Raw genomic sequence first — 26,083 nt, 5'->3', positions numbered from 1 at the left:
AACGGAATATATACCCAAACTGCAATAAAAGTCGGGTATTCTTAATGCCGAATAATATTAATACGGCAACAACAACAAGGGATCATATTATGACTCGTGATTACGAACAATTTCCAGATGACGATAACGGCAATGTACTTTGGCAAATGGCTGAAGACGGGGATGATTTAACCGATCTACATGAAATTGAATTTTCTATTGCTTTTCAAGATCAGAAAAATGCAGAGCAATGTGCACTCTATTTACTGTACCAAGAACAAAAAGTTTCACTTTTTCAAGATGATTCTGTTGAGCCAAATGAATGGGTGATTACAGTCTTTGTCAACATGGAACCAGAGTATTCAGATATTGTTGACTTGGAACAATGGTTTACCAGCATCGCTGAAAAGTTTCAGGGTGAATATGATGGATGGGGCTGCATGGCCTATGTCTTTGATGAGGATGAAGATGAAGAAGACGACCTGTTACAGTAAGGTCTAAAATAACGGGTAGGAGATAATCATGAACTTATCTCAAAAACAAATTGCAGTACGGTTTTTAGAGCTTGCCGCAGCTGGCGAAGTCGATGAAGCCTATAGCAATTACACCGTGCTTAACTTCAAGCATCACAACCCTTATTATGCGGGTGATGCAACTTCTTTGAAGGAAGGAATGCGTGAAAGTGCAATTGAAACTCCAAATAAATTCTTTGAAGTTCAACATGTCATTGAAGATGGTGATTTAGTTGCTGTGCATTCTAAAATTGAAATGCAAATGAACGGGTTAACAACCTTGGCAGTAGTTCACATTTGTCGTTTCGAAAATGGAAAAATTGCTGAGTTTTGGGACATTGGGCAAATACAGCCTGACCCACTCGTCAATGAAAACGGTATGTTTTAATGAAAAGCCCGAAAATTTTCGGGCTTTTTTATTTTATAGATAAATTAAAATTTCCACTGTGCCGAAATTGAAGCGTTCAGTGGTTCACCCGGTTGAACCCATAAATCGCTATAGCTTGAGACATAGTAAGTTTTATCAAACAAGTTATTTACATTCAGCTGATAACGTAAGCGGTCGGATGGGGCATAGTAGCCATTTAAATTCACCAGCGTATAACTTGGTAAGTTAAATCCATTATCAATGTTATGACCACTGCGCTCACCAACATAAGTGAGGTTGGCACCTACACCTGCCTTTTTCGTGCCTTCTTGCAGAAATTCATAATTGGTGCTGATTGAACCTTGGTGTTTTGGAACATTGCTAAGACGAGCACCTTTAGCTAGGTCTTGGTCTTTTTCAATTTGAGCATCAGTATAACTATAGTTGGCATTGACGAGCCATCGATCATTGATCTGGCTATTTAAGTCAAATTCAATCCCTTTACTGCTAACTTCACCAGCGGCTGTTTGGAATGCATTGTCGATTGGATCTGTCGTCAGCACATTCTGTTTTTTCATTTTAAATAGAGCGAGACTAAGTACACTTTGGTCATTTATTTTATATTTTGTACCAACCTCATAGCTTTCGCCTTTTTCAGGAGCAAAGGTTTGTCCATTTCGGTTCATACCGCTATTCATCGCAAATGAACGACCATAGTTCGTATAAAAAGCCCATTGGTCAGAAGCTTTAAAATTTACTCCGAAACGTGGACTATTTTGGTGAAGTGTCTGGTTGCTTTCGGTCTGAGTCAGGTGATTTTTAAAGTCTTGTTCGACCTGATCAAAACGGTTGCCGAATAACACACTCCACTGATCATTAAAAAAGATCTGGTCTTGTACATTGAGTGCGAAATAGCGTTGGCGCTCTTTGGTGTTGGTGAATGGTGCTAAATCTGGTAAATATTTTCCATATTCAGGTTGGTAAATATCAATTGTGTTTGGCATGCCTGAGCTATGGTTACGACGTAGCTGATATTGTTGATAGTCGAGTTGGCCAAGTTCAGTTGAAACTAAAATTTCGTGACGGGCCCAAGATGTATCAATTTTGCCAAGTAATTCTGTCTGAGCAAGCACATCTTCACTTTGATAATCACGATAGCGGCGTTGGCGCTCTAAAGTATGGTCGTCGGCTTGTATGCGTCGTGGTTCGGTCGAAAAGCCGACCATTTGAGCATCTTTATAACTAACGGCACTATTCAGTTTCCAGTCAGGGTTAAATTCATGACTAAGACGTAACTGATAAAAGTAGTCTTTTACTTTCATATCGCCGTCATCAGGTTCACCCGTAAAGGTTTTCGGGTTCATCACAAACTGGTGATTAACGGTGCTTACCCCACGGTCAAAAGTTCCTTTGTGCTGAGTAAATTCACTGTCAAAATCGATTTGCGTCTGGTCTGAAATTTTCCATGTGAGCTGCGGCGAAAAGAACCAGCGTTCACTGCTGACATGATCACGGAAGCTTTGATTATCTTCATGGGCAACAGCTAAACGATAGGCCAGTTCATTGTTAATTGGCGCGGTGTGTTCCAGACTCATTCGATATTGTTCTTGGCTATTGGCACGTAAGTTAATTTCACTTTCGCTTTCCCACTGTGGTTTTTTACTATTTAGATTGAGCAAACCTCCTGTTTCCCCACGGCCATATAGCGCAGCCATTGGCCCTTTTAAAAACTCTAAAGAGTCAATATTTACGATGTCTTTGGGAGCACTAATCCCTCGGTTTACACTCAAACCATTACGGATCATGGTAGCCCCTAAGTTTGGATCACCACTAAAACCACGGAAAGAGTAATTATCCCAAAAACCACCACCATAATTATTCTGATGAAAAACCCCACTGACTAAGGTTAATGCATCATCAATGCGCTGAACGTCTTGTTGTTCCATCACCTGTTTAGAAACAAAAGCACGATTAAAAGGGACGTCCAAAACATCATGGGAAAATTTAGTCGCTGAACTATTTTGACTTACATCTTCTTGGGTGGTTTCAGCCTGAACGCGTATGGTTGCCAGTACCGTTGACGTTTCTTCTCCCCAACTGAGTGTCGATATAAAAGATAGACCTAAGGAAGACAACAAACCTAATTTGTGTTGCATAAATGAGCAGCCATGAAAGACAAAAGGGATTAAATGTAATAGTATAACGTTACATTATTTTATTGATTATCGCTATGTCTTTAGAAAAAAATATTGAGCGTTTACAGTCGATTGATGCCTTACGTGGTTTGGTCATCTTGATTATGTTGCTCGACCATGTAAGAGAAACTTTCTATTTGCATAAGCAGGTCATAGATCCAATGGATGTAACAGTGACTGAACCTGCATTATTTGGTAGTCGGTTATTGGCACATATTTGTGCTCCAGTTTTTGTTCTTTTAACAGGTATTTCGGCTTTTTTATTTCATTCAAAAAAACAGGATTTACAGCAAACCCGTGCATTTTTATTGAAGCGTGGTCTATTTTTAATTGTGTTAGAGCTGACATTGGTGAACTTTGCTTGGACAGCAACTTTTCCACCAGAAGTCATTTATTTACAAGTGATATGGGCGATTGGGATTAGCATGGTGGTTTTGGCTTGCTGTGTGAGTTTACCGTTGCCTGTTCTTACTGGCGCGGCTTTAGTGATTATTTTTGGGCACAACTTATTAGATTCAGTGCATTTTACAAATGGTTTTTTACAGAATGTATGGTTCGTTTTACACGAGCGTGGTTGGATCGAGTTTGCAGGTATAAAGCTTCGCACAAGCTATCCTGTTTTGCCTTGGATTGGTGTTATTTTGCTGGGTTATGTTTTAGGCCAATTCTTTAGTTCAAAATATACTGCAAAACAAAGAAGCCGCTATTTATTGAGTATCGGTCTGGCAAGTATTGGATTATTTGTTTTACTGCGTTTTATCAATATCTATGGTGACCAGCCGTGGCAGCATTTTGAGTCATTACAACTCACTTTAATGAGCTTTTTTAACCTCACCAAGTATCCACCGTCTTTGCTGTTTATTTTGCTGAATGTTGGAATCGGTTTGATTGTACTGGTTGCTTTTGAACGTATGCAGCAATATTCATTTTTAAAACCATTGGTGGTGTTTGGCTCTGTGCCTATGTTCTTTTATTTACTGCATTTATATGTGTTGAAACTGATGTATGTGTTTGCAGTCAATATGTGGGGAGCCAACCATGGCAATTATTTGTCGGTTAATCATGTGTGGATGCTGTGGTTAATCACGATTGTGTTGTCTTTTGCGCTTTATCCTGCTGTTAAATGGTTCTCGAAATTCAAACATCAAAATAAACATATTTCGATTTTAAAATATTTCTAATGTTCAAAATGTGGGTAAGTAAAGCGAGTTCAATAGTGGCCTCGCTTTACTTACTCACATCTAGATATAAAGTTTCTTTAACTTCTTCCATGACCACATAACTATGTGAAGATGCTGAAGCGGGGAGTTTCTTTAACAGATCTCCTAACAAGCGGCGGTAGGCACTCATTTCTTTTAATCTGGCTTTTACAAGATAGTCAAACTCACCTGAAATGAGGTGACATTCGAGTACTTCAGGAATCTCGACTAAGTCTCTAGCAACCTGATCAAATACATCGCCTGATTTGGCTGATAGTTTAATTTCTAAAAAAACGAGCAGATTACGGTCAACGTAGGCTGGGTTTAGTCGTGCGAAATAACCCATGATGATGCCATCGCGTTCAAGTCGTTTGACACGCTCTGAACAGGGGGTGGTCGACAGGTTGACTCTCGATGCCAATTCACTGATCGCAATTCGTCCTTCACGCTGCAAAATATCCAGAATCATACGATCTATACGATCTAAGGGGCGCATAGATATTTCCTCTTTTTTTAAAATTCTTGTGATAAAAACATAAATTTACCTAGATTATAGCCCGAAAAACAGTGAAATAAACTATTGAGGCGGAAATATACTAGTTAAATAAACTGGTGTGCGTGAGGGAATGGAAATGCGCGTAATTGTATTAGGTAGCGGCGTTATCGGAGTGGCAAGTGCCTATTATCTAGCTCAACAAGGAGCTGAGGTCACTGTTCTTGATCGACAGTCAGGTCCTGCTGAAGAAACAAGTTTTGGTAATGCAGGTCAAATTTCGCCAGGGTATTCAACCCCTTGGGCAGCACCAGGAATTCCTTTTAAAGCTGTGAAGTGGATGTTCCAACACCACGCACCGCTTGCTATTAATTTAGATGGCAGCATGTGGCAGTTACAGTGGATGGCGCAAATGCTGAAAAACTGTAATCCACAAAGTTATGCTGTGAACAAAGAACGTATGATGCGTGTGGCTGAATACAGCCGTGACTGCTTACGTGAACTCAGAAAAGATACAGGTATTAATTACGAAAACCGTGCGAAAGGCACTTTGCAGTTATTCCGTAAAGAAGCACAAATGGAAGCGGTTCAACGCGACATTAGCGTGCTACAAGAGTGTGGCGTAAGTTACGAATTATTAAATGGCAATGAGCTTGGTCGTGTAGAGCCAGCTTTGGCAAATACGCAAGATAAACTTGTTGGCGGTTTGCATTTACCAAATGATGAGACAGGCGACTGTTATTTATTTACTAATGCTTTAGCTCAAATTGCTAAAGAGCTTGGGGTTAACTTCCAGTTCAACCAGAACGTAGAAAAATTGATTGTTGAAGGCGATGAAATTAAGGGCGTTCAGGTCAATGGCAAAGTCTTAACCGCAGATCGTTATGTTCTAGCATTTGGTAGTTATTCACGTGATTTCTTGAAACCACTCGATCTACAGTTGCCTGTATATCCTGTAAAAGGTTACTCGTTGACGATTCCAATTGTTGATCCAGCTTTTGCTCCGCAATCTACCGTGCTTGATGAAACCTACAAAATTGCGATTACCCGTTTTGATCAACGTATTCGTGTAGGTGGAATGGCAGAGTTAAGTGGCTTCAATTTGGGTTTAAATGAAGACCGCCGTGCAACCTTGCAAATGGTGACTCAGGACTTGTTCCCGGGCGGTGATATGGCACAGGCATCTTTCTGGACTGGTTTACGTCCAATGACACCAGACAGTACACCGATTATTGGTGCGACCCGCTTTAAAAATCTGTTCTTGAATACAGGCCACGGTACTTTAGGTTGGACTATGGCATGTGGTTCAGGAAAATTAATTAGTGACATCGTCTTGAATCATAAGACTGAAATCAGTACAGATGGTCTTTCAATTCAGCGCTATTCTCATGCACATGCTGCATAACGGACGTTAGGAAATTAATCATGCCTCGTCCTATTACCGCAGTCATCCACCGTCAAGCCTTGCAAAATAACTTGGCGGTGGTACGCAAGGCTATGCCAAACAGTAAGGTCTTTGCCGTTGTAAAAGCCAATGCTTATGGACATGGAATTGAACGTGTTTATGAAGCTTTTAAAGCCGCAGATGGCTTTGCGTTGCTTGATCTTGATGAAGCAAAACGAACTCGTGCCCTAGGTTGGACAGGTCCAATTTTATTGCTCGAAGGGATCTTTTCTCCTCAAGACTTATTTGATTGTGTGAAGTATCAGCTTAGTTTCACCATTCACAGTGAAGAGCAAATTGAGTGGGTTCAAAAGCATCCCTATCCAGCTCAATTTGATATTTGCCTAAAAATGAACAGTGGCATGAACCGCCTTGGTTTTAAACCACAGCACTATGTTCAGGCATGGGAACGTTTAAATAATTTAGCAAACGTCTCCAAGATTACGCACATGATGCATTTTTCAGATGCAGATGGCGATCGTTTCGGTCAGCAGGGTATTGATTATCAAATCACTGCATTTGAAGAAATTATTAAAGATTTACCGGGTGAAAGATCGGTAAGTAATAGTGCGGCAATTCTGCGCTATCAAGACCAGCTCAAATCAGATTATGCACGTAGCGGCATCATGCTTTATGGCAGCTCGCCAGACTACCCGACGCATAGTATTGCCGATTGGGGTTTACAACCCACCATGAGTTTACGCAGTGAAATTATTTCCGTTCAGCATTTAGATGCGAATGAAAGCGTAGGTTATGGCTCAAACTTTGTCGCAGAGCAAGCAATGACTATTGGGATTGTAGCTTGTGGCTATGCCGATGGTTATCAGCGTATTTCACCGACAGGTACGCCTGTTTTAGTGGACTCTGTCCGCACTCGTACAGTCGGCCGTGTCAGCATGGATATGTTGGCAGTCGACTTAACTGGCATTGATAGTGCCAAAGTCGGCAGCGAAGTGGTGCTCTGGGGGCAATCAAGTACAGGCGTTATTTTGCCTATTGACGATGTCGCAGTTTCATCGGGTACGGTGGGGTATGAACTGATGTGTGCTGTCACCGCCCGTGTTCAATTTATTAATCAGGTATAAGGAAATCCGAATGTCTAATTCAGATATACAAAAGATTAACACTAACGAAGTCATGAGTGCCGTGACTGTTTTTAACAAAGTGGTTTATTTGTCAGGTCAGGTACCTAAAAATACCGAGCAAGACGTGGCAGGCCAAACTCGTGAAATTCTTGCAACAATTGATGGACTTTTGGCGCTTGCCGATACCGATAAATCTCGCTTGCTCTCTGCACAGCTCTATTTGAAAAATCTTTCTGACTTTTCAACCGTAAATGCCATTTGGGTTGACTGGTTAAAAGGGTGTGTTGCTCCATCGCGTGCCACAATTCAGGCCGATTTGGTTAATCCAGACTGGCTCATTGAAATTGCCGTGACGGCAGCACAAAAGTAATTCGTTTTTACTCCAAAAATGATGATGTATCTAACAGAAGGAAGATAGGTACGGTTTAACCAGTCATTTTTTGGTGAACAGATTCAGTGACCTGTGGCATACGGTTCGATTTTCGCCATAGGTTGCTGATCTTAACAAAGGAATACAAAAAGGAATTTTAATATGACAACGGCTCGTCATTCAGATACAGAAAATTCTCCTGATCATCTGCAACGAAAACTGTCTAACCGTCATTTACAACTGATTGCAATTGGCGGTGCAATTGGAACCGGCCTATTTATGGGCTCGGGTAAAACTATCTCCCTCGCAGGTCCTTCAATCCTTTTGATCTATATGATCATTGGAGGAATGTTCTTTTTCTTAATGCGTGCAATGGGCGAGTTGCTCCTTGCAAATCTGCATTACAAATCTTTTGTTGATATGGCTCATGACTTGATTGGTCCTTGGGCTGGTTATTATTTGGGCTGGACCTATTGGTTAGGCTGGGTGCTGGTGGGTATTGCGGACCTTTCAGCGGTCATAAACTATTTAGGTTTCTGGCTGCCCGATGGCGCGAGCTTTTCTCCAACTCAACAAGCCATGATTAGTGCAGGCTGTGTATTGTTTGTGATGGGTCTTAACCTACTGACTGTACGTTTGTTTGGTGAAATTGAATTTTGGTTTGCACTCATTAAGATCTTGGCGATTATTGGCCTGATCGGAGTGGGTGGTTACATGATTTTCAGTCATTTCCAAGCGCCACAGGGCGCCGTAGCAAGCATCAGTAACGTTTGGTCGCATGGTGGTTTATTCCCGAAAGGTACTGAAGGCTTCTTGGCTGGTTTCCAGATTGCCGTATTTGCTTTTGTCGGGGTTGAACTTGTAGGTACAACGGCTGCTGAAACGAAAGATCCAGAGAAGAATTTACCGAAGGCAATTAACGCGATTCCGATACGTATTATTTTGTTCTATGTATTAGCGCTCTTTATTGTGATGTCAGTAACACCGTGGGATCACATTCGCGCAGATAAAAGCCCGTTTGTTGAGTTATTCTTAAATGCGGGTATTCCTGTTTCTGCGATCATCATGAACTTGGTGGTGCTGTCTTCGGTGATGTCTTCAATGAACAGCGGTGTGTTTTCAACCAGTCGTATGCTATTCGGTTTATCAAAAGATGGTCAGGCACCGGGTGCATTTGGTCGTTTATCAAAACGTGCAGTACCTTCAAATGGTTTGATTTTCTCATGTATTTTCATTATGGGTGGGGCGGTGCTTCAGTACTTTGTTCCAAACACAATGGAAGCATTTACCTTGGCAAGTTCACTCTGTGTGATTCTATTCATTAGTGTGTGGAGTCTCATCATGGTGTGCTATTTACGCTATCGTAAATTACGTCCTGAATTACATGAAAAGTCAACTTTTAAAATGCCAGGCGGCGTTTGGATGAGCTATATAGTTCTGGCATTTATGCTTTTCACTTTGGTGATCTTGGCATTAGAACCAGATACTTTAAAAGCACTATATGTCAGTCCAGTATGGTTGGTTATTTTAGGCGTCACATATCATGTGCTCTATAAACCACGCTTGAAAAAACTAGGACGTGAGCTCGTCAACGATCATTAAGTTTTAATAAAAAGCCAATCAATCATGATTGGCTTTTTTTATTTTCTTTCGATTTTTTATCGGAATAATATTGTTTATTTTTGAGTCAATGGTGCGATTTTGAGGGTGTTGGAAAAGTACATATAGCATTATCGCGTGCTACACTTCGGCTAATCTGGAGAATCCAGATATGTTAATTAAAATTGCCGTGAAGGCATTACATAAATAATGTGACTTAAAAAAAACAGGACAAACGATTTATCAATTAAGGAAAAATATACTTGAACATCTTGTCCTGAGGTATAGACTCAGCAACCCACGATATACGGTTCGTTTTTCTCCCTATAGGTTGCTGATTTAAGTTAAGCAAAATATAAAAAGGACTTCTAATATGACAATGGTTCATCATTCAGATGAGGCAGGCTCCCCTGATCATTTACAACGGAAATTAAATAATCGCCATCTACAAATGATTGCAATTGGCGGTGCAATTGGAACCGGCTTATTTATGGGCTCGGGCAAAACCATCTCCCTCGCAGGTCCTTCAATTCTCGTGATTTACATGTTAATTGGCGGCATGTTCTTTTTTCTGATGCGCGCATTGGGTGAACTACTGCTTGCCAACTTACATTACAAATCATTTGTTGATATGGCTTATGACTTGATCGGACCATGGGCTGGCTACTATATAGGCTGGACCTATTGGTTAGGCTGGGTGTTAGTGGGTATAGCCGATCTTTCTGCCGTCATTAACTATTTAAGTTTCTGGCTGCCCGAAGGCGCCAGTTTCTCACCAATGCAACAGGCCATGATTAGTGCAGGCTGTGTACTATTCATTTTAGGGCTTAACCTTCTTACGGTGAAGTTGTTTGGTGAAGTTGAATTCTGGTTCGCACTCATTAAGATTTTGGCCATTATTGGCCTGGTTGGAGTCGGTGGTTACATGATCCTCACTCATTTTCAAGCTCCACATGGAGAGGTTGTGAGTGTAAGTAATGTGTGGTCGCATGGCGGTATATTTCCAAAAGGCGTAAGCGGATTTTTGGCAGGTTTCCAGATTGCCGTGTTTGCCTTTATTGGCGTTGAACTGATTGGTACAACAGCGGCTGAAACGAAAGATCCAGAGAAAAATCTACCGAAAGCGATTAACGCGATTCCAATTCGTATTATTTTATTCTATGTGTTAGCACTCTTTGTGGTGATGTCAGTGACACCATGGGATCACATTCGCGCAGATAAAAGCCCGTTTGTTGAGTTGTTCTTAAATGCGGGTATTCCGGTTTCCGCGATTATCATGAACTTGGTGGTACTGTCTTCGGTCATGTCTTCAATGAATAGCGGTGTGTTTTCAACCAGTCGTATGCTGTTCGGTTTATCGAAAGATGGTCAGGCGCCAAGTGCATTGGGGCGTTTATCAAAACGTGCTGTACCTTCAAATGGTTTAATCTTCTCATGTATTTTCATTATGGGTGGGGCAGTGTTGCAGTACTTTGTTCCAAACACGATGGAAGCATTTACTTTGGCAAGTTCACTCTGTGTGATTCTCTTTATTAGCGTATGGCTTCTGATCATGGCGTGCTATTTACGTTACCGTAAGTTGAGTCCAGAGTTACATGCTAAATCGACCTTTAAAATGCCGGGCGGGGTGTTGATGGCGTATGTTGTCATTGCATTTTTCTTGTTCACTTTAGTGATTCTGGCATTAGAACCAGATACCTTAAAAGCGGTATATGTTAGTCCATTATGGTTAGTGGTTTTAGGCGTTAGCTATCATGTGTTTTATAAACCACGCATGAAAAAACTAGGCCAAGAAACTTTTGATTAATTATTAATAATTTCAAAAAAGCCAATCAATCATGATTGGCTTTTTTATTTAGACTCTTTAATCAACCAATAAATGTTGATATTTATCGGCTTGCTTACGTAGATAATCCCAAACTAATTTGATGCGTGGTTCATGTTGTAAATCAACAAATGTCAACATCCAGAACGTATGGGTAAAGCGAACTTGTTGCTCTAAAACGACGTCAAGTTCCGGTTTATCATCTGCCAAAAACTTGGGCAAAATTGCAAGCCCTGCACCAGCACTCACCGCAATTTGTTGAGCCAAAATACTGCTACTCCGAAAATTTGCATTGAGCTTTAAGGGCAATCGTTCTAAACAGTACAGCTCGGGGCTATAGACCAAATCATCAATATAATTCACGAAGCGATGCTGGGTTAAATCTTCTAAACCGCGAATAGGTGGGTTTTGCGCCAGATAGTTTTGGCTGCCATAAATTTTTAAACAATAGTCAGACAAGCGCGTAATGATATATGGCCCAGAAGTGGGGCGGTCAATTGACACCACAATGTCGGCCTCACGGTGTGAGAGCTTAATCATTTTTGGCACTGGAATCAGGTCGATGGTAAGCAATGGATATTGAATAGAGAACTCAGCCAGTAAGCGGGCCAAAAATGCGGTACCAAAACCTTCAGGTGTGCCAATTCGCACACGGCCTTGTAAAGGTTGATGTGGTTTTTCAATTTGTAAGAAAGCTTGTTCCATTTGTTCAACTCGAGGAACAAGTGCCATCCCTTCAAGTGTCAGTTCATAACCAGTTGCTTCACGCTTAAAGAGCGTTGTACCTAAAGCAAGTTCTAGAGCCTGAATCCGTCTTGCAACCGTACTATGCTCTACCCCAATAATACGCGCAGCATTGGTTAGGGTTTTAGTACGAGCTAAAACCAGAAAAAAATGTAGATGATCCCAATCCACTTTCATTTTTATTGTAATCCCTGTGCATATTTGCACATCAATCGTGCATGAATTTGCGTTGGTGGTCAAAGATTTCTTTGTTAGTCTCAATTGAAACTGAAATAAAGAAAATACGTCGAAAAAGTATTTTCTAATAATTGAACACAATAAAAATATGGCCTACGGAGAGGTTATGAACACAATCCAAAAAATCGAATTGGAAACCGCTAAATTACTCATTAACGGACAATTTATCGAATCTGAAACACAGGAATGGCAAGACATTGTTAACCCTGCAACTCAGGAAGTGATTGGTCGCGTACCATTTGCAACGGTTCAAGAAGTCGATGCTGCTATTCAAGCTGCACAAGATGCTTTTGCTTCTTGGCGCCAAACCCCAATTCAAGCACGTATGCGCATCATGCTTAAACTGCAAGATTTGATTCGTGCCAACATGAAGGAAATTGCGCAAGTACTGACGGCTGAACAAGGGAAAACCTTGGCAGATGCTGAAGGCGATATTCAACGTGGTTTAGAAGTGGTTGAGCATGCTTGTTCAATCGGCACCTTACAAATGGGTGAATATGTCGAGGGTGTGGCACGTGGTGTAGACACGTATACCTTGCAGCAACCTTTGGGTGTGTGTGCTGGCATTACGCCGTTTAACTTTCCAGCGATGATTCCACTGTGGATGTTCCCAATGGCGATCGTTTGTGGCAATACGTTTGTTTTAAAACCATCAGAACAAGACCCGTTATCGACCATGATGCTCGTTGAGCTTGCGATTCAAGCAGGTATTCCGGCAGGTGTACTGAATGTTGTGCATGGCGGTAAAGAAGTGGTTGATCGTCTCTGTACGCATAAAGACATTAAAGCCATTTCATTTGTTGGCTCAACTGCTGTCGGAACACATGTTTATAACCTTGCTGGGCAACATGGCAAACGCGTGCAGTCGATGATGGGTGCAAAAAACCATGTGGCTGTCATGCCAGATGCCAATAAAGAACAAACCTTAAATGCCTTGGTGGGCGCAGCGTTTGGTGCAGCAGGGCAGCGCTGTATGGCATTGTCGGTTGCAGTGATGGTGGGTGAAAGCAAACAGTGGATTCAAGAGTTAGTCGAAAAAGCGAAAACCTTAAAAGTGAATGCAGGCCATGAGCCAAATACTGACATTGGCCCTGTCATTTCAAAACGTGCGAAAGCGCGTGTAATTGATTTGATTAATAGCGGTGTTGAGCAAGGCGCAGAACTACTACTCGATGGTCGCGATGTTCAAGTTCAAGGCTATGAATCGGGCAACTTTGTAGGTGCAACGATTTTTAGCGGCGTAAATACCGACATGCGTATTTATAAAGAAGAAGTCTTTGGCCCTGTACTCTCAATTATTTGCGTAGACACACTTGAGGAAGCGATTGCTCTAATCAATGCCAATCCATTTGGTAACGGTGTGGGCTTATTTACGCAAAGTGGTGCGATTGCGCGTACTTTCCAAAACCTCATTGATATTGGTCAAGTGGGTATCAATATTCCAATTCCTGTGCCAGTGCCTTTCTTTAGTTTTACGGGTTCAAGAGGTTCAAAACTTGGTGATTTGGGACCATACGGCAAACAAGCTGTGCAGTTCTATACCCAAACCAAAACCATTACTAGTCGCTGGTTTGAAGACAGCCATGAGGTTGGTGCAGTAAATACAACCATTAGTTTACGTTAAGGGGATCACGGATGAATATCGCCTTTATCGGTCTAGGAAATATGGGCGGCAGAATGGCCCATAACCTACTTAAAGCCGGAATCAAAGTTTATGGTTATGACCTCAGTGAAGTTGCTATTCAGCACTTTGCCGAGGCGGGTGGCGTAGTATGTGACAGTCCACAGGCAGCCGCGAAAGAAGCTGATGTGGTCATTAGCATGTTGCCTGCGGCAAAGCATGTTAAAGAGGTTTACTTAGGTGAAAATGGTGTTTTAGAAGTGCTAAAAGCAGGTAGCTTATGCATTGATAGCAGTACCATTGACCCGCAAACCATTAAAGATATTGCTGCTGTTGCACATAGCAAAAATATTAAAATCTGTGATGCGCCAGTCTCTGGTGGGACCATTGGTGCTCAAGCGGGGACCCTAACCTTTATGGTGGGTGCCGATGATCAAACCTTTAACGAAGTAAAACCTGTGCTCAGCCACATGGGCAAAAATATTGTTCATTGTGGTGATGTCGGTGCAGGCCAAATTGCCAAAATTTGCAATAACCTGATTTTAGGTATTTCAATGGCAGCGGTGGCCGAAGGTATGGCACTCGGTGTAAAGCTGGGCATCGATCCACAAGCATTGGCAGGTGTTATTAACACCTCAAGCGGTCGTTGCTGGAGCTCGGATGTGTGTAACCCATGGCCACATATTAATGAAAATGCGCCAGCGTCTAGAGGCTATCAAGACGGCTTTGCAACTCAGCTGATGTTGAAAGATTTAGGTCTCGCTGTCGAAGCCGCAGGTCAAGTTAAACAGCCAATTTTATTAGGTGGCATGGTACAGCAGCTGTATCAGCAAATGTGCATGCGTGGTAATGCCAATCTCGATTTTTCGAGCATTATTCAGCAATACCTGCCTCAAGAGGCATAACGGCAAAGCCAAAGGATGGCTTTAACTCAATTAAACCCTGTCGTGAATAACAACAAATCCGGACTGAGGGAAAAGATATGATGGATTATCAAAATGCTGCACAGACTTTCGATTTGGAAAGTACTGCAAAAAAAATGTTATCAGGTTCACTCGATGCCTTAAATGCTTGTTATGAATGCTGTGATCGACACGCAGATGGCGACAAAATTGCACTGTATTGGCAAGGAAAAGACGGGCGAAAAGAGCAATACACCTTCCGTGAACTAAAAGAATGGTCGAGTCAATTTGCCAACTTTTTAAAATCACAAGGTGTGAAAGCAGGTGACCGTATTTCAGGTCTATTACCGAGAACACCTGAACTGATCGTGACCATTTTTGCAGCTTGGCGTATTGGTGCAGTTTATCAACCGCTATTTACTGCATTTGGTCCAAAAGCGATTGAGCACCGTATTCAGCTTGCACAAAGCAAGCTGGTGGTGACCGATGTAGGTAACCGCAGCAAGCTTGATGAAATTGAGAATTGCCCTCCAATTGTGACGGTTGCCGATGTGCAAGGTACTCCACTTAAAGCAGATGATTTTAACTTTTGGAATGAAGTGAAGCAGCAGTCTGATCAATGCGATTTGGTCATGCGTAGCATCCAAGATCCATTTTTATTGATGTTTACTTCAGGCACTACAGGGCCAGCGAAACCATTGGAAGTGCCGTTAAAAGCACTGATTGCCGTTGGGCGATATATGCAAGATGCCATTGGTTTAACCGAAGAAGACTCGTTTTGGAATATTGCCGATCCGGGTTGGGCTTATGGTCTGTACTATGCGATTACTGGGCCGTTATTTTTAGGCCACGCTACTTTGTTCTATGAAGGTGGTTTCAGCACAGATAGCCTATGTCAAATTGTGAAAGATTATAAGGTTAACAACTTGGCAGGTGCACCTACGGCTTACCGCATGATGATGGCGGCTGATCCGGCACAAATGGCGCCGTTAAAAGGATTATTCCGTGTCGTTAGCAGTGCAGGTGAGCCGCTTAATCCAGAAGTGATTCGCTGGTTTAAACAAGTGCTTGATGCGCCGATTTATGACCACTATGGGCAAACCGAAGTGGGCATGGTGGTATGTAATCATCATGGTTTAAAACATGAAATCCATGCCGGTTCAGCAGGTTTCCCAAGTCCGGGCTACCGTGTTGCGATTGTCAATGAACAAGGTGAAGAACTTCCGCCAGATACACCGGGAATTTTAGCGGTCGACATTAGCCAGTCTCCAATGATGTGGTTCGGTGGTTATAAAGAAAGCCGAAAATCGCCTTTCATTGGTCATTACTATTTAACTGGCGACACTGCCGAGCTCCATGCTGATGGCAGCATGAGCTTTGTTGGACGCAGTGATGATGTGATCACGACATCGGGTTATCGGATTGGGCCATTTGATGTGGAAAGTGCTTTGCTTGAACATGATGCTGTCATTGAAGCAGCAGTGATTGGTGTGCCTGACCCAGATCGTACCGAAGTCGTTAAAGCATTTGTAATTTTAGCTGCCGACGCTCAACCCTCAGATGCACTTGCTGAACAACTCAGCCAATTTGTTAAAAGACGACTTTCTGCACATGCTTACCCACGTTTAGTTGAATTTGTGAGTGAATTACCTAAAACTCCAAGTGGTAAAATTCAGCGCTTTTTATTGCGTAATCAAGAAATTGCTAAACAACAAGCTAAAGCAGGGTAAAGGAAATAACAATGCAATTTACCGAAGAACAATTACTCATTCGTGATATGGCGAAAAGTTTCGCCCAAGAGCAAATCAAGCCCAATGCCAGTGATTGGGATCGAGATGGGACATTCCCAAAGGAAACCTTGGCTCAAATGGGGCAACTTGGTTTTATGGGCATGCTTGTTTCAGAACAATGGGGTGGTTCAGACACGGGCAATTTAGCCTATGTGTTAGCACTTGAAGAAGTCGCCGCAGCAGATGGCGCAACCTCGACCATCATGAGCGTACATAACTCAGTTGGCTGTGTGCCTATTTTAAAGTTTGGTACCGATGAGCAAAAAGAGCGGTTTTTAAAACCTTTGGCGCAAGGTGAAATGATCGGTGCTTTCGCCCTAACTGAACCACATACAGGCTCAGACGCAGCAGCACTTAAAACCCGTGCAGTTAAAGATGGTGATGATTACATTTTAAATGGCGCCAAGCAGTTTATTACCTCTGGCAACAATGCGGGTGTGATTATCGTGTTTGCAGTCACTGACCCAAGTGCAGGTAAAAAAGGGATTAGTGCCTTTTTAGTTCCACGTGATACACCGGGTTATGAAGTGATTCGTGTTGAAGAAAAACTAGGCCTGCACGCATCCGATACCTGCCAGATTGCACTGACAGATGTACGCATTCATAAAAGCCTCATGCTAGGCAAAGAAGGCGAAGGTTTAAAAATTGCACTTGCCAATTTAGAAGGTGGTCGTATCGGCATTGCCGCACAGGCAGTAGGTTTGGCACGTGCAGCGCTCGAAGAAGCAACTCGCTATGCCAAAGAACGTATTACTTTTGGCAAACCGATTTTTGAGCATCAAGCTATCGCTTTTCGCCTTGCTAGTATGGCAACCGAAATTGAAGCTGCCAGACAACTGGTTCACTACGCTGCACGTTTAAAAGAAGCAGGGCAACCGTGTCTAAATGAAGCATCAATGGCCAAGCTATTTGCTTCGGAAATGACGGAGCGTGTGTGTTCGAGCGCCTTACAAGTGTTTGGTGGCTATGGCTATCTCAAAGACTTCCCGATTGAACGTATCTACCGTGATGCTCGTATTTGCCAAATTTACGAAGGCACGAGTGATATTCAACGTTTAGTCATCGCACGCAGTCTATAAAACCAGAACAAGGAATAAATCATGCAGTGGCAAAGTATTTTATTAGAAAAGCGTAATGGGGTTGGACTGATTACATTAAATCGCCCTCAAGCGCTCAATGCTTTAAACAGCGAATTAATTAGTGAGATTAATCAGGCATTAGATCAGCTTGAAAAAGATCGTGAAATTGGCTGCATGGTGTTAGCAGGCTCAGAAAAAGCTTTTGCCGCTGGTGCAGACATTAAAGAAATGGCTGATTTGGTATTTCCAGATATTTATTTTGATGACTTTTTTCATCTTGCAGACCGTATTGCCCAGCGCCGTAAACCTTTAATTGCAGCAGTCAGTGGTTATGCGTTGGGCGGTGGCTGTGAATTAGCGCTCATGTGTGACTTTATCTATTGTGCTGACAATGCCAAGTTTGGCTTACCCGAAGTTACTTTAGGCGTAATTCCGGGTATTGGTGGTACACAGCGTTTAACTCATGCGATTGGTAAAGCCAAAGCAATGGAAATGTGCTTTACCGCGCGACAAATGGGCGCAGTAGAGGCCGAGCAAAGTGGGCTGGTTGCACGTGTTTTTAGTAAAGAAGAATTACTTGAACAAACCCTGCAAGCCGCAGAAAAAATTGCAGCACGATCTTTAACTGCAAACATGATGCTCAAAGAAACCATTAACCGAGCTTATGAAGTGAATCTCACCGAAGGTTTACGCTTTGAGCGACGTATGTTCCATTCAATTTTTGCGACATCTGATCAAAAAGAAGGAATGCAGGCTTTCGTTGAAAAACGCCAGCCAAATTTTAAAAATCAATAAGAGATCAATAAAATGAATACAGAAAATCACTTAATGATTGAGCAGCAAGGTAAGTTGGGCATTATTACTCTAGACCGTGTGACTCATCTCAATGCATTGTCACTAGATATGATTGAAGGCATTGGTGCCCAATTGGAACTGTGGCGAAATGATGTTGCTGTTCAGGCAGTATTAATTAAGTCAAATAGTCCAAAGGCTTTCTGTGCAGGTGGAGATATTCGCTATCTTTACGACAGTTATAAAAATGGCACGGCTGACTATAAAGGCTATTTTAGTGCTGAATATAAAATGCTGACCACGCTGCGTGAATATGAAAAGCCAGTCATCGTTGTACTCGATGGCTATGTGTTAGGTGGTGGTTTTGGTTTAGCTCAGGCTTGTCATATTGTCGTGAGCAGTGAAAAGTCCAGATTTGCCATGCCTGAAACAGCGATTGGTTTTTTCCCAGACGTTGGCGCAACACACTTCCTGTCTCGACTTGATGATATCGGCGTTTATATGGCAATTACGGGTGAGCAGATCAGCAGTAGCGATGCACTCTATCTCGATTTAATTGACTACCATGTGCCAAGCGAGCAGTTACAAGCATTGCAAGAAGCACTTGTTGATACGCCAAGTTTAAGTAAAGAACGAATTGAGCAGATCATTACTCAATTTATTACTCGTCCTGCCGAAAGTGAGCTCAAACAATTGGCGGAAGGTATTCGTAAACATTTCGGTTTTCAGCATTTAGATGAAATTGAACAAAGTCTTGAAAATGAACAAGATGAAAGTTTAAAGACTTGGACCAGCAAGATGCTCAGCATTTTGCAGCAACGTTCATTTATTGCCAAACAAACGAGTTTGAAGCTGCAACATTTAGGGCGTGGGCTTTCTTTGCCGCAATGTATGCAACTTGAGCGTGATTTACAGGATATCTGGTTTGAGCATGGCGACTTTATTGAAGGTGTTCGTGCGCTCATTGTCGATAAAGATAAACAACCACAGTGGCAAGAACGTAATCCGGAGCTAGAGCAAATTTTAGAAAAGCTAAGCTAAGCCCGCATTATAAAAACAAAAAAGCTTAAGGAGATAAAACGAGACCTGAAAATGCTTATGGTCAGGGCTGGTCATAAGCATAAAAAAGACAAAACAAGAAAATCCAAGAAAGGAAATTGCGATGCAAACAATACAAGGAAATGGTTCACATTCTAAAAAGTCGTCACATCGATTAGCAGGCATCTCTAGCATGGTCGGTACTACTATTGAGTGGTATGACTTCTTTATTTATGGCGCAGCAGCAGCTCTCATCTTTAATAAGTTGTTTTTTCCAAATCTGGATGCACTTACAGGTGTACTTGCTGCATTTGCAACCTATGCCGTTGGGTTTATTGGGCGACCACTAGGTGGTTTAGTCTTTGGTCATTTTGGTGACAAGATTGGCCGTAAGTCGATGTTGTTGCTAACGTTAATGTTAATGGGGATTCCGACGGTTCTCATTGGCTTATTACCGACTTACGAATCAATTGGTTACTGGGCTGCAATCGGTTTGGTGATCTTACGATTCATTCAAGGTATGGCAATGGGCGGTGAATGGGGCGGTGCTGTACTCATGGCCGTTGAACATGCACCTGAAGGCGGTAAAGGGTTTTGGGGAAGCTTGCCTCAAGCCAGTACGGGTGGTGGCTTAATGCTAGCCTCAATCGCACTAGGACTGGTGTCATTATTACCTGAAGAAGCACTGTTTAGCTGGGGTTGGCGTTTACCATTTCTTGCCAGCATTATTTTACTGGCAGTTGGTTGGTATATTCGTGTAAAAGTGCCTGAGTCACCAGATTTTGAGAAAGTAAAACAGCAGTCTGAAGAGGTAAAAGTTCCTGCTTTACAAGTTTTTAAAAATCATCCAAAGCAGCTCATCACGATTATTTTGGCGCGTGCTGCTGAGAATGCATGGTTCTATATTGCTTCAACCTTTACGTTGGCTTACACCACTGCTCAACTTGGGATTCCACGCCAGGACATTTTATTTGCCACCATTTGCGGTGCTGTGGTCATTCTCTTTATGACGCCGTTATGTGGACATTTGTCAGATAAAGTTGGTCAACGCAATATGTTTATGTTTGGCCTATGCGTATTGGCACTTTATTGCTATCCATTTTTTACTATGCTCAACACAAAAGATCCGGTATTGGTCTGGACGGCAATTGTTTTAGCGATTGGTGTGGTTTTCCCGATTATGTATGCACCACAGGCTCAGCTTTTTGCTCGTCAATTTCCGGCAGAAATTCGTTATAGCGGAATCTCAATTTCGGTACAGCTAGCTGGAGTGCTCGGTGGTGGTTTAGCGCCGCTAATTGCGACGAAACTTTTAAGTATTGGGCAGGGTAATCCTTACTTAATTATGATTTATATTGGATCTATGGCTATCGTTGCGATTATATCGACTTCATTTATGCCACGTGATTGGCAGACTAAAACTGATGAGGCTTATCATAAGAAATCAGAATTAAATTTGAAAACCAAGATTACTGAGCATTCTTAATATTAAGTTTAATGCTTTAAATAGAAAAAAGCCCTAATCGTTTGATTAGGGCTTTTAAATTTTAACGAGGGAAACAAGATTCGAACTCATGCCCCTCATCTTTGCAATGTTACCAATTTTTTAGACTTTGATTTAACCAACTACACTTCAATTAAGCACGCAAACATAGCATATCCGTCGATAACCATTGGCGGACCTGCACGATGAGCACGAAAACCCGCAGCACGTAATAAACGCTCTACACCAAGAGGTGAGGTCGTAATGAGTTGTTTTGCGCCTTGTTCTCTTGCAAAGTTGATCGCTTCTTGCAGAATTGCAATAGAAACAGGAGATGACACTGCTTGACTAGCAGAGGAAGGTGGATTCGAGAAATCTACGGCTGAAAATCTTGATAACTCCCAAATTTCTGGCGAGCAAGGAATAGGCATTCCATTCATTAATTGAGGAAATACTTCACCGAGTAAATAGGGTTGAGTGGTGGGTAGCAATCTGGCACAGCCAATAATATTAGATTCTCTATCTTGAGCAACGACATAAGCTGTATCGATCTTATCAAATTGGTCTAGTTCTTCATTATTTGGACAGTTTAATTCCCAACCCAAATGTTCAACAAATACCCTGTAGCGGTAACTTTTAAATTTGGTATATAGGCCTTCTGAAAAATTGTTTTGGAATCCAACAATAACATTCATTACAAGTGCTTCCACTTATTTTTCAGGCGACTTTACTTGACAGCTGGAAAGGTGGTAACTGTAAGAATTAACAGGTTTCTAAGAGAAATTTGGACTTAATTTAGTCTTTGTTTGCGTTGTATTGATTTGAGCATAAATGAACTGTTCCCAAAACAAAGTATCTATTTTTTTTTCGATTAATGTTTCAGTAACATCAAATCCAATATCTGCACCAGATATATCAACAATCATGATATTACTTCGAGGTAGCCCAATTCGCTTTAAGCTAGCGATGCCATCTTGCTCAACAAACTCCCAGTCCCATCCGGTACTTAAAGCTGGGGTCAGTGATGTTGCCCATTCAGTAAACCCATAATATAGAATTTGAGAATCTTCAATTTGTGTTGATTCAACAGTAGATATGAGATGTTGGAGGGGGTAATTCATAAGCTGGTTTTCATTCATCCGAATAAAACCATCTGTTGAGATTGAGAAATCAGAGGGGATTGTGACCATGCTACCTGTTCAAGTGACTTGAATTACAGTTCTATAGATAAATAACATAAATTATTGCCAATTAAATACTGTTATGTTTTACAGGTCAGTCGTAATCTGGTGGTACACAGCGTTAAGCTGTTCTTTAGAAAGTAATTCAGGCAGTGGGTTTTACTTATGCAGAAATTGAGCATTCTGTAGCTTCAATATGAGAGAGTTGCTCATTTCAATATTATCAATAGGGTAAATTTATCATGTGCATTGTAGATAATGTCTATCCTCATTATTGAAACAATATTTTCCAGATCATTATAATTATTCTAAGCTTCACCAGATAATAAATGGAAAACTTATATAGAGTGTATTGTTAGTAGAAGTTATTATTTAGTTAAATTAATAGAAATATACAAATAAGGATAAATAATAGACTTCTTTTGAAAGTAAAAAATACTCATTTTTGGAATAAAATGCGTTCTTTATATTTGAGACTTTCAAGCATAATTCACATATGCAATATAACAACCTTAAAAAGCTTTCTGAAACTAGTTTATCCGAAGAATTTACCACCCTCTCAGGCTCAAAAATGTTGTTAATTGGATTATGAATTCCCTATATGCAACTAAAAAATGATTTATGAATAAGGTCTAATGAGAGTAAATGGAAAATTGGCAAGAGGATTTACTATCAGCATCTCTGATGGTAAAAAATGAATATCAGCTATTTGAGGTCGTCAAATCTACAGCTTTAAAGCTCGGATTTGATTATTGTGCTTATGGCATGCAGGCACCATTATCTATTGCTGAACCAAAAACGATTATGTTGAATAATTATCCAGAAGCATGGCAGAAGCGTTATGTTAAACAGCGATATGTGGTGGTAGATCCAACCGTACAGCATTGTATGCTGTCACTTCAACCTCTTGTCTGGTCGAGCCAATCTGCGAACACGCAATCTCAAAAAGATTTTTGGGAGGAGGCGCGTTCTTATGGTTTAAATGTTGGTTGGGCACAGTCAAGCCGTGACTTTATTGGTACAAGGGGGATGTTAACACTGGCAAGATCCGCTGACCAATTATCAGAAAAAGAGCAGAAAGCTCAATATACAAACATGTATTGGTTGTCTCAGACAGTGCATTCCAGCATTGCTAAAATTGTGAATGATGCGGAATTTGCTCAGTTTAATCTTTATTTAACGAACCGAGAAAAAGAGGTTCTACGTTGGACTGCGGAAGGTAAAACGTCAGCAGAGATAGCTCAGATTCTCGGTGTAGCTGAAAGAACCATAAATTTTCATCTTGGAAATTCAATGCAGAAGCTAAATGTGAATAATAAAATTTCAGCAGCTATTCGGGCTGTGATGTTAGGGATTTTGTAGGAATTCACATATAAATAATATGGAAAGTTAGTGTTGGATTTTAATAAAATAAAATATTATTAGATGTATGTTTAAAATAAAATTAATTTTTTAAAAAAGTATTTTTTAATTTAATAAAATTTTAATTAAAATGGAATTTTTCTATAAAAAATTATTTACTTGAGAGTCTGTTTTTTAAATTTTAACTAATAGAGTATTTTTAATTTTTCTATTATTTTAATATTAATAACAAAATAATTTTTTGATTAATATCCTTTCTAAAAATAAATATTCGTATTTTTTTGTATTATCTATGGATGAAATATATCGATTCTAAGTTTATATATTAGTCATGGTGCTGTACATGGTTTTGAGCTATTTAAATACAATTTAAAGCAGATTTCTTTATAAGATTTATCCTTGTAAATAAAGGCTCTTAGGGGATTTTACCTGAATCTTTTATTACCCTTTAAAAGAGAAAGCACACAGTAAATTAGATCTTAAATTCAAGATCTACAATCAAGAGAACAATAAAATAAGAATACGGACTGGTTGTAACTTGGCAGGCTAAAAACCTTTAGAAACCTTGTTAAATATTATTGAAATAGATATGAAAGATTGAATTTGAGTTTTAATTTAATTTCCAGATTTCACAAAATTGACTGAATAAAAATAATTTATGAAAGAGATCTAGTGTCTTAATTTTCAATAAATATAGGCCAACCTGTAAACCCTTACAGGTGTAATAAAAAACACTCGCACATAAAATATAATGTGAATTTATATTTTAAACAAAAAAAGTATATTCATTTTTTATTAAAAGCCCCAGCTAGACATGTAATTTTTGAATTAGCGAGTTTTAAGGGTGAATTATAAATAATTGGAGTTAAGTTATGGCTGTAATGGGTACGGATAATATCATTGCAACTTTGGAATCCCACGCAAATTTAAATGGAGGCAAGATTGCTTTTGAATATTTGGGACGCCAATCTGGTGGTATTCAATCTCTGACATATGCAGATCTGAACGAGCGGGTTCAATATCAAGCTCAAATATTAATGAATCTTGTAGACAGTGGCGATCGTGCCGTATTGTTGTTCGAGCCTGGACTGGACTTTATTGTATCGTTCTTTGCTTGTCTGAAAGCTAAAATTATCGCAGTACCTGTCAGCTTGCCTTTTAATCGCAACGGTTTTTCTAATATTTTGAATATTATGAATGACTGTGAGCCAAAGATCGTACTCACAACTCAGAAGATTCTTGAGCTATCAGGTCTGATCACATTAAAAGCTCAAAATGAAAATTTAATATTGCATGCCGTTGATGCCGAATTGCAACGTGACTTGGTGGAAAAGGATTTTCCTCTGATTTCTGAAGAAGATATCTGCTTCCTACAATACACTTCAGGATCAACAGGTTGGCCTAAAGGTGTGATCGTCACCCATAAAAATATCATGGCAAATGAAGTCATGATTGCTGAAGCTTTTGGCACACAAGCCGATGATATCGGTCTTACATGGCTACCTGTCTATCACGACATGGGATTGATCGGCTCGGTTTTACAGACCGTGTATGTAGGTCTGACTTGCTATGTGATGTCACCGCTGGATTTTATTCGTAAACCTCTTAAATGGCTGCAATGCATTAGCGAAAAAGGGGTCACGATTAGTGGTGGGCCAAACTTTGCCTATGAATTGTGCCTACACCGCATCTCGGATGATGAGGCTGCATCGCTTGATCTGAGCCGTGTGCGTGTGCTGTTTAACGGTGCCGAGCCGATCAAGGCCAACGTCATGCAGCGTTTCATGGAAAAATTCAATACTCAGTCGAAATTGAGCCTAGATACTTTCTTACCGTGCTATGGCTTGGCAGAAGTTACGCTCTTAGTCAGTGGTGTAACAGGTCCTCTCAATGCTATTTCAATCGATCGTGAAAAGTTGAATGCCAATTTGGTGCAGAGCAGCCAAGATCAGACAGCAGTGCAAGTGGTGAGCTGTGGCAAGATCTCAGCACACATTGATTGCCGTATTGTCAATCCGCATACCCGCAAAGAGGTAGGAGCTCATGAAGTCGGTGAAATCTGGCTAGCAGGTGAGAGTGTCACTGCGGGTTACTGGCAGAAGCCTGAGGTCAATCAGGAAACCTTTGCTGCAACCATCCTCGATAAAGCAGGTAAGCCTAGTCAAGTGCATTACTTGAGAACTGGTGATATGGGCTTTGTCAAAGATGGAGACCTGTATGTAACCGGTCGCCTTAAGGATGTGATTATCATCCGTGGCAAAAACTATTACCCGCAAGATATCGAGTGCTCCGTCGAAGTAGCGCATCCTGCTGTCCGTAAGGGTTGTGTCGCAGCAGTGAATTTCGCTAATTCTGACGGTGTTACGGTTGTGCTTGAGATCAAGAAGAAGTCGATAGACAAGACCCTTAATTTTGAAACCATCAGAACTCAGGTTAAAGAGCAAGTGGCGGCTGATATCGGCTTGCCTGTAGAAGGTGTCTATTTACTGCATCAAGGTCGAATAAACAAGACTACCAGCGGCAAAATTAGAAGAAGAAAAATTAAAGAGCAGATCGAGCGCGGTCAACTGATCTGTTTAACCCATCCAAACCGTAGAACGGTGATGGCCCGAAACTATGTCAAGAACGGCTTAGAAGTCATCCGTGATCGTGAGCAGCGGGGGCAACTGATTCGTTATAGCTCCAATCTACTCAATTCAATGATCAAGGAACGAGAAGTGCGCACGCTCATTTTTAATCGACTGAAAAGTGCTTTGTTTTAATCCTTACCCTTTAATCATTTGAGC

At 41.0% G+C, this 26,083-nt stretch carries 22 protein-coding genes; 17 read left to right on the top strand and 5 right to left on the bottom strand.

Annotated elements, in window-relative coordinates; all coding sequences use genetic code 11:
- Positions 1 to 89: 89 nt before the first annotated feature.
- Together ACLBWE_RS16175 and ACLBWE_RS16170 are read left to right on the top strand one after the other, a co-directional pair.
- Positions 90 to 473, top strand: a complete 384-nt coding sequence (locus ACLBWE_RS16175) for a ribonuclease E inhibitor RraB (protein WP_003655664.1) — start codon at positions 90 to 92, stop codon at positions 471 to 473.
- A gap of 28 nt (positions 474 to 501) precedes the next feature.
- Positions 502 to 879 (top strand): nuclear transport factor 2 family protein, encoded by a 378-nt coding sequence (locus ACLBWE_RS16170; protein ID WP_447603992.1) that lies wholly within the window; start codon positions 502 to 504, stop codon positions 877 to 879.
- A gap of 44 nt (positions 880 to 923) precedes the next feature.
- Here ACLBWE_RS16170 and ACLBWE_RS16165 read toward each other — a convergent pair whose 3' ends face one another.
- A complete protein-coding gene (locus tag ACLBWE_RS16165; RefSeq protein ID WP_447603991.1) occupies positions 924 to 3,014 on the bottom strand; it encodes a TonB-dependent siderophore receptor in 2,091 nt (696 codons plus the stop codon).
- Between the two features lie 74 nt (positions 3,015 to 3,088).
- Here ACLBWE_RS16165 and ACLBWE_RS16160 point away from each other — a divergent pair, with 74 nt between their 5' ends.
- Positions 3,089 to 4,234: a DUF1624 domain-containing protein gene (locus ACLBWE_RS16160; protein ID WP_447603990.1), complete on the top strand. Its 1,146-nt coding sequence runs from the start codon at positions 3,089 to 3,091 to the stop codon at positions 4,232 to 4,234.
- A gap of 46 nt (positions 4,235 to 4,280) precedes the next feature.
- On the opposite strand, the gene ACLBWE_RS16155 is transcribed toward ACLBWE_RS16160, so the two are convergent.
- Positions 4,281 to 4,748 carry an Lrp/AsnC ligand binding domain-containing protein gene (locus tag ACLBWE_RS16155; protein ID WP_003655656.1) on the bottom strand — a complete coding sequence of 156 codons (468 nt, stop codon included), beginning with the start codon at positions 4,746 to 4,748 and terminating at the stop codon, positions 4,281 to 4,283.
- Positions 4,749 to 4,884: 136 nt separating this feature from the next.
- On the opposite strand from ACLBWE_RS16155, the gene ACLBWE_RS16150 reads away from it, so the two are divergent.
- The 5 genes from ACLBWE_RS16150 (at position 4,885) to ACLBWE_RS16130 (ending at position 11,050) form a co-directional block, all read left to right on the top strand.
- Complete coding sequence (locus tag ACLBWE_RS16150; protein WP_056484021.1) at positions 4,885 to 6,150, top strand: D-amino acid dehydrogenase; 1,266 nt, start codon at positions 4,885 to 4,887, stop codon at positions 6,148 to 6,150.
- Between the two features lie 20 nt (positions 6,151 to 6,170).
- Entirely contained in the window at positions 6,171 to 7,274 is a 1,104-nt protein-coding gene (alr, locus tag ACLBWE_RS16145) for an alanine racemase (protein WP_447603989.1), read from the top strand.
- Between the two features lie 10 nt (positions 7,275 to 7,284).
- Positions 7,285 to 7,644 carry a RidA family protein gene (locus ACLBWE_RS16140; protein WP_447603988.1) on the top strand — a complete coding sequence of 120 codons (360 nt, stop codon included), beginning with the start codon at positions 7,285 to 7,287 and terminating at the stop codon, positions 7,642 to 7,644.
- Positions 7,645 to 7,806: 162 nt separating this feature from the next.
- Complete coding sequence (locus ACLBWE_RS16135) at positions 7,807 to 9,246, top strand: amino acid permease (protein ID WP_427962350.1); 1,440 nt, start codon at positions 7,807 to 7,809, stop codon at positions 9,244 to 9,246.
- 370 nt (positions 9,247 to 9,616) lie between these two features.
- Positions 9,617 to 11,050, top strand: coding sequence for an amino acid permease (locus ACLBWE_RS16130; RefSeq protein ID WP_371864207.1), 1,434 nt, complete (start codon positions 9,617 to 9,619; stop codon positions 11,048 to 11,050).
- Positions 11,051 to 11,107: 57 nt separating this feature from the next.
- Here the strand turns inward: ACLBWE_RS16130 and ACLBWE_RS16125 are convergent, their stop codons facing one another.
- Positions 11,108 to 11,989: a LysR family transcriptional regulator gene (locus ACLBWE_RS16125; RefSeq protein WP_004640467.1), complete on the bottom strand. Its 882-nt coding sequence runs from the start codon at positions 11,987 to 11,989 to the stop codon at positions 11,108 to 11,110.
- Between the two features lie 166 nt (positions 11,990 to 12,155).
- Between ACLBWE_RS16125 and ACLBWE_RS16120 the strand changes: the two genes are divergently transcribed.
- From ACLBWE_RS16120 to ACLBWE_RS16090, 7 genes are all read left to right on the top strand, one after another.
- Complete coding sequence (locus ACLBWE_RS16120) at positions 12,156 to 13,673, top strand: CoA-acylating methylmalonate-semialdehyde dehydrogenase (protein WP_447603987.1); 1,518 nt, start codon at positions 12,156 to 12,158, stop codon at positions 13,671 to 13,673.
- Between the two features lie 11 nt (positions 13,674 to 13,684).
- Positions 13,685 to 14,575: a 3-hydroxyisobutyrate dehydrogenase gene (mmsB, locus tag ACLBWE_RS16115; RefSeq protein WP_447603986.1), complete on the top strand. Its 891-nt coding sequence runs from the start codon at positions 13,685 to 13,687 to the stop codon at positions 14,573 to 14,575.
- Positions 14,576 to 14,652: 77 nt separating this feature from the next.
- Positions 14,653 to 16,302 carry an AMP-binding protein gene (locus tag ACLBWE_RS16110; RefSeq protein ID WP_447603985.1) on the top strand — a complete coding sequence of 550 codons (1,650 nt, stop codon included), beginning with the start codon at positions 14,653 to 14,655 and terminating at the stop codon, positions 16,300 to 16,302.
- Between the two features lie 11 nt (positions 16,303 to 16,313).
- Complete coding sequence (locus ACLBWE_RS16105; protein ID WP_003655633.1) at positions 16,314 to 17,441, top strand: acyl-CoA dehydrogenase family protein; 1,128 nt, start codon at positions 16,314 to 16,316, stop codon at positions 17,439 to 17,441.
- Positions 17,442 to 17,462: 21 nt separating this feature from the next.
- Positions 17,463 to 18,236, top strand: coding sequence for an enoyl-CoA hydratase (locus ACLBWE_RS16100; RefSeq protein WP_045126167.1), 774 nt, complete (start codon positions 17,463 to 17,465; stop codon positions 18,234 to 18,236).
- Positions 18,237 to 18,248: 12 nt separating this feature from the next.
- Positions 18,249 to 19,274 (top strand): enoyl-CoA hydratase/isomerase family protein, encoded by a 1,026-nt coding sequence (locus ACLBWE_RS16095; protein WP_447603984.1) that lies wholly within the window; start codon positions 18,249 to 18,251, stop codon positions 19,272 to 19,274.
- A 121-nt stretch (positions 19,275 to 19,395) separates the two neighbouring features.
- Positions 19,396 to 20,757: an MFS transporter gene (locus ACLBWE_RS16090; protein ID WP_447603983.1), complete on the top strand. Its 1,362-nt coding sequence runs from the start codon at positions 19,396 to 19,398 to the stop codon at positions 20,755 to 20,757.
- Positions 20,758 to 20,897: 140 nt separating this feature from the next.
- Here the strand turns inward: ACLBWE_RS16090 and abaI are convergent, their stop codons facing one another.
- Together abaI and ACLBWE_RS16080 are read right to left on the bottom strand one after the other, a co-directional pair.
- On the bottom strand, positions 20,898 to 21,464 hold the full coding sequence (abaI, locus tag ACLBWE_RS16085; RefSeq protein ID WP_080632017.1) for an acyl-homoserine-lactone synthase AbaI: 567 nt from the start codon (positions 21,462 to 21,464) through the stop codon (positions 20,898 to 20,900).
- Between the two features lie 63 nt (positions 21,465 to 21,527).
- Positions 21,528 to 21,944, bottom strand: coding sequence for a DUF4902 domain-containing protein (locus ACLBWE_RS16080; RefSeq protein ID WP_348950932.1), 417 nt, complete (start codon positions 21,942 to 21,944; stop codon positions 21,528 to 21,530).
- Positions 21,945 to 22,580: 636 nt separating this feature from the next.
- Here ACLBWE_RS16080 and abaR point away from each other — a divergent pair.
- Complete coding sequence (gene abaR / locus ACLBWE_RS16075; RefSeq protein WP_045437002.1) at positions 22,581 to 23,297, top strand: LuxR family transcriptional regulator AbaR; 717 nt, start codon at positions 22,581 to 22,583, stop codon at positions 23,295 to 23,297.
- A gap of 872 nt (positions 23,298 to 24,169) precedes the next feature.
- On the top strand, positions 24,170 to 26,059 hold the full coding sequence (locus ACLBWE_RS16070; RefSeq protein WP_348950928.1) for a fatty acyl-AMP ligase: 1,890 nt from the start codon (positions 24,170 to 24,172) through the stop codon (positions 26,057 to 26,059).
- The last annotated feature ends 24 nt before the right edge of the window (positions 26,060 to 26,083 follow it).

Source organism: Acinetobacter sp. M5A5_2a, assembly GCF_053345265.1.
This window is presented reverse-complemented; position numbering and strand designations above follow the sequence as displayed.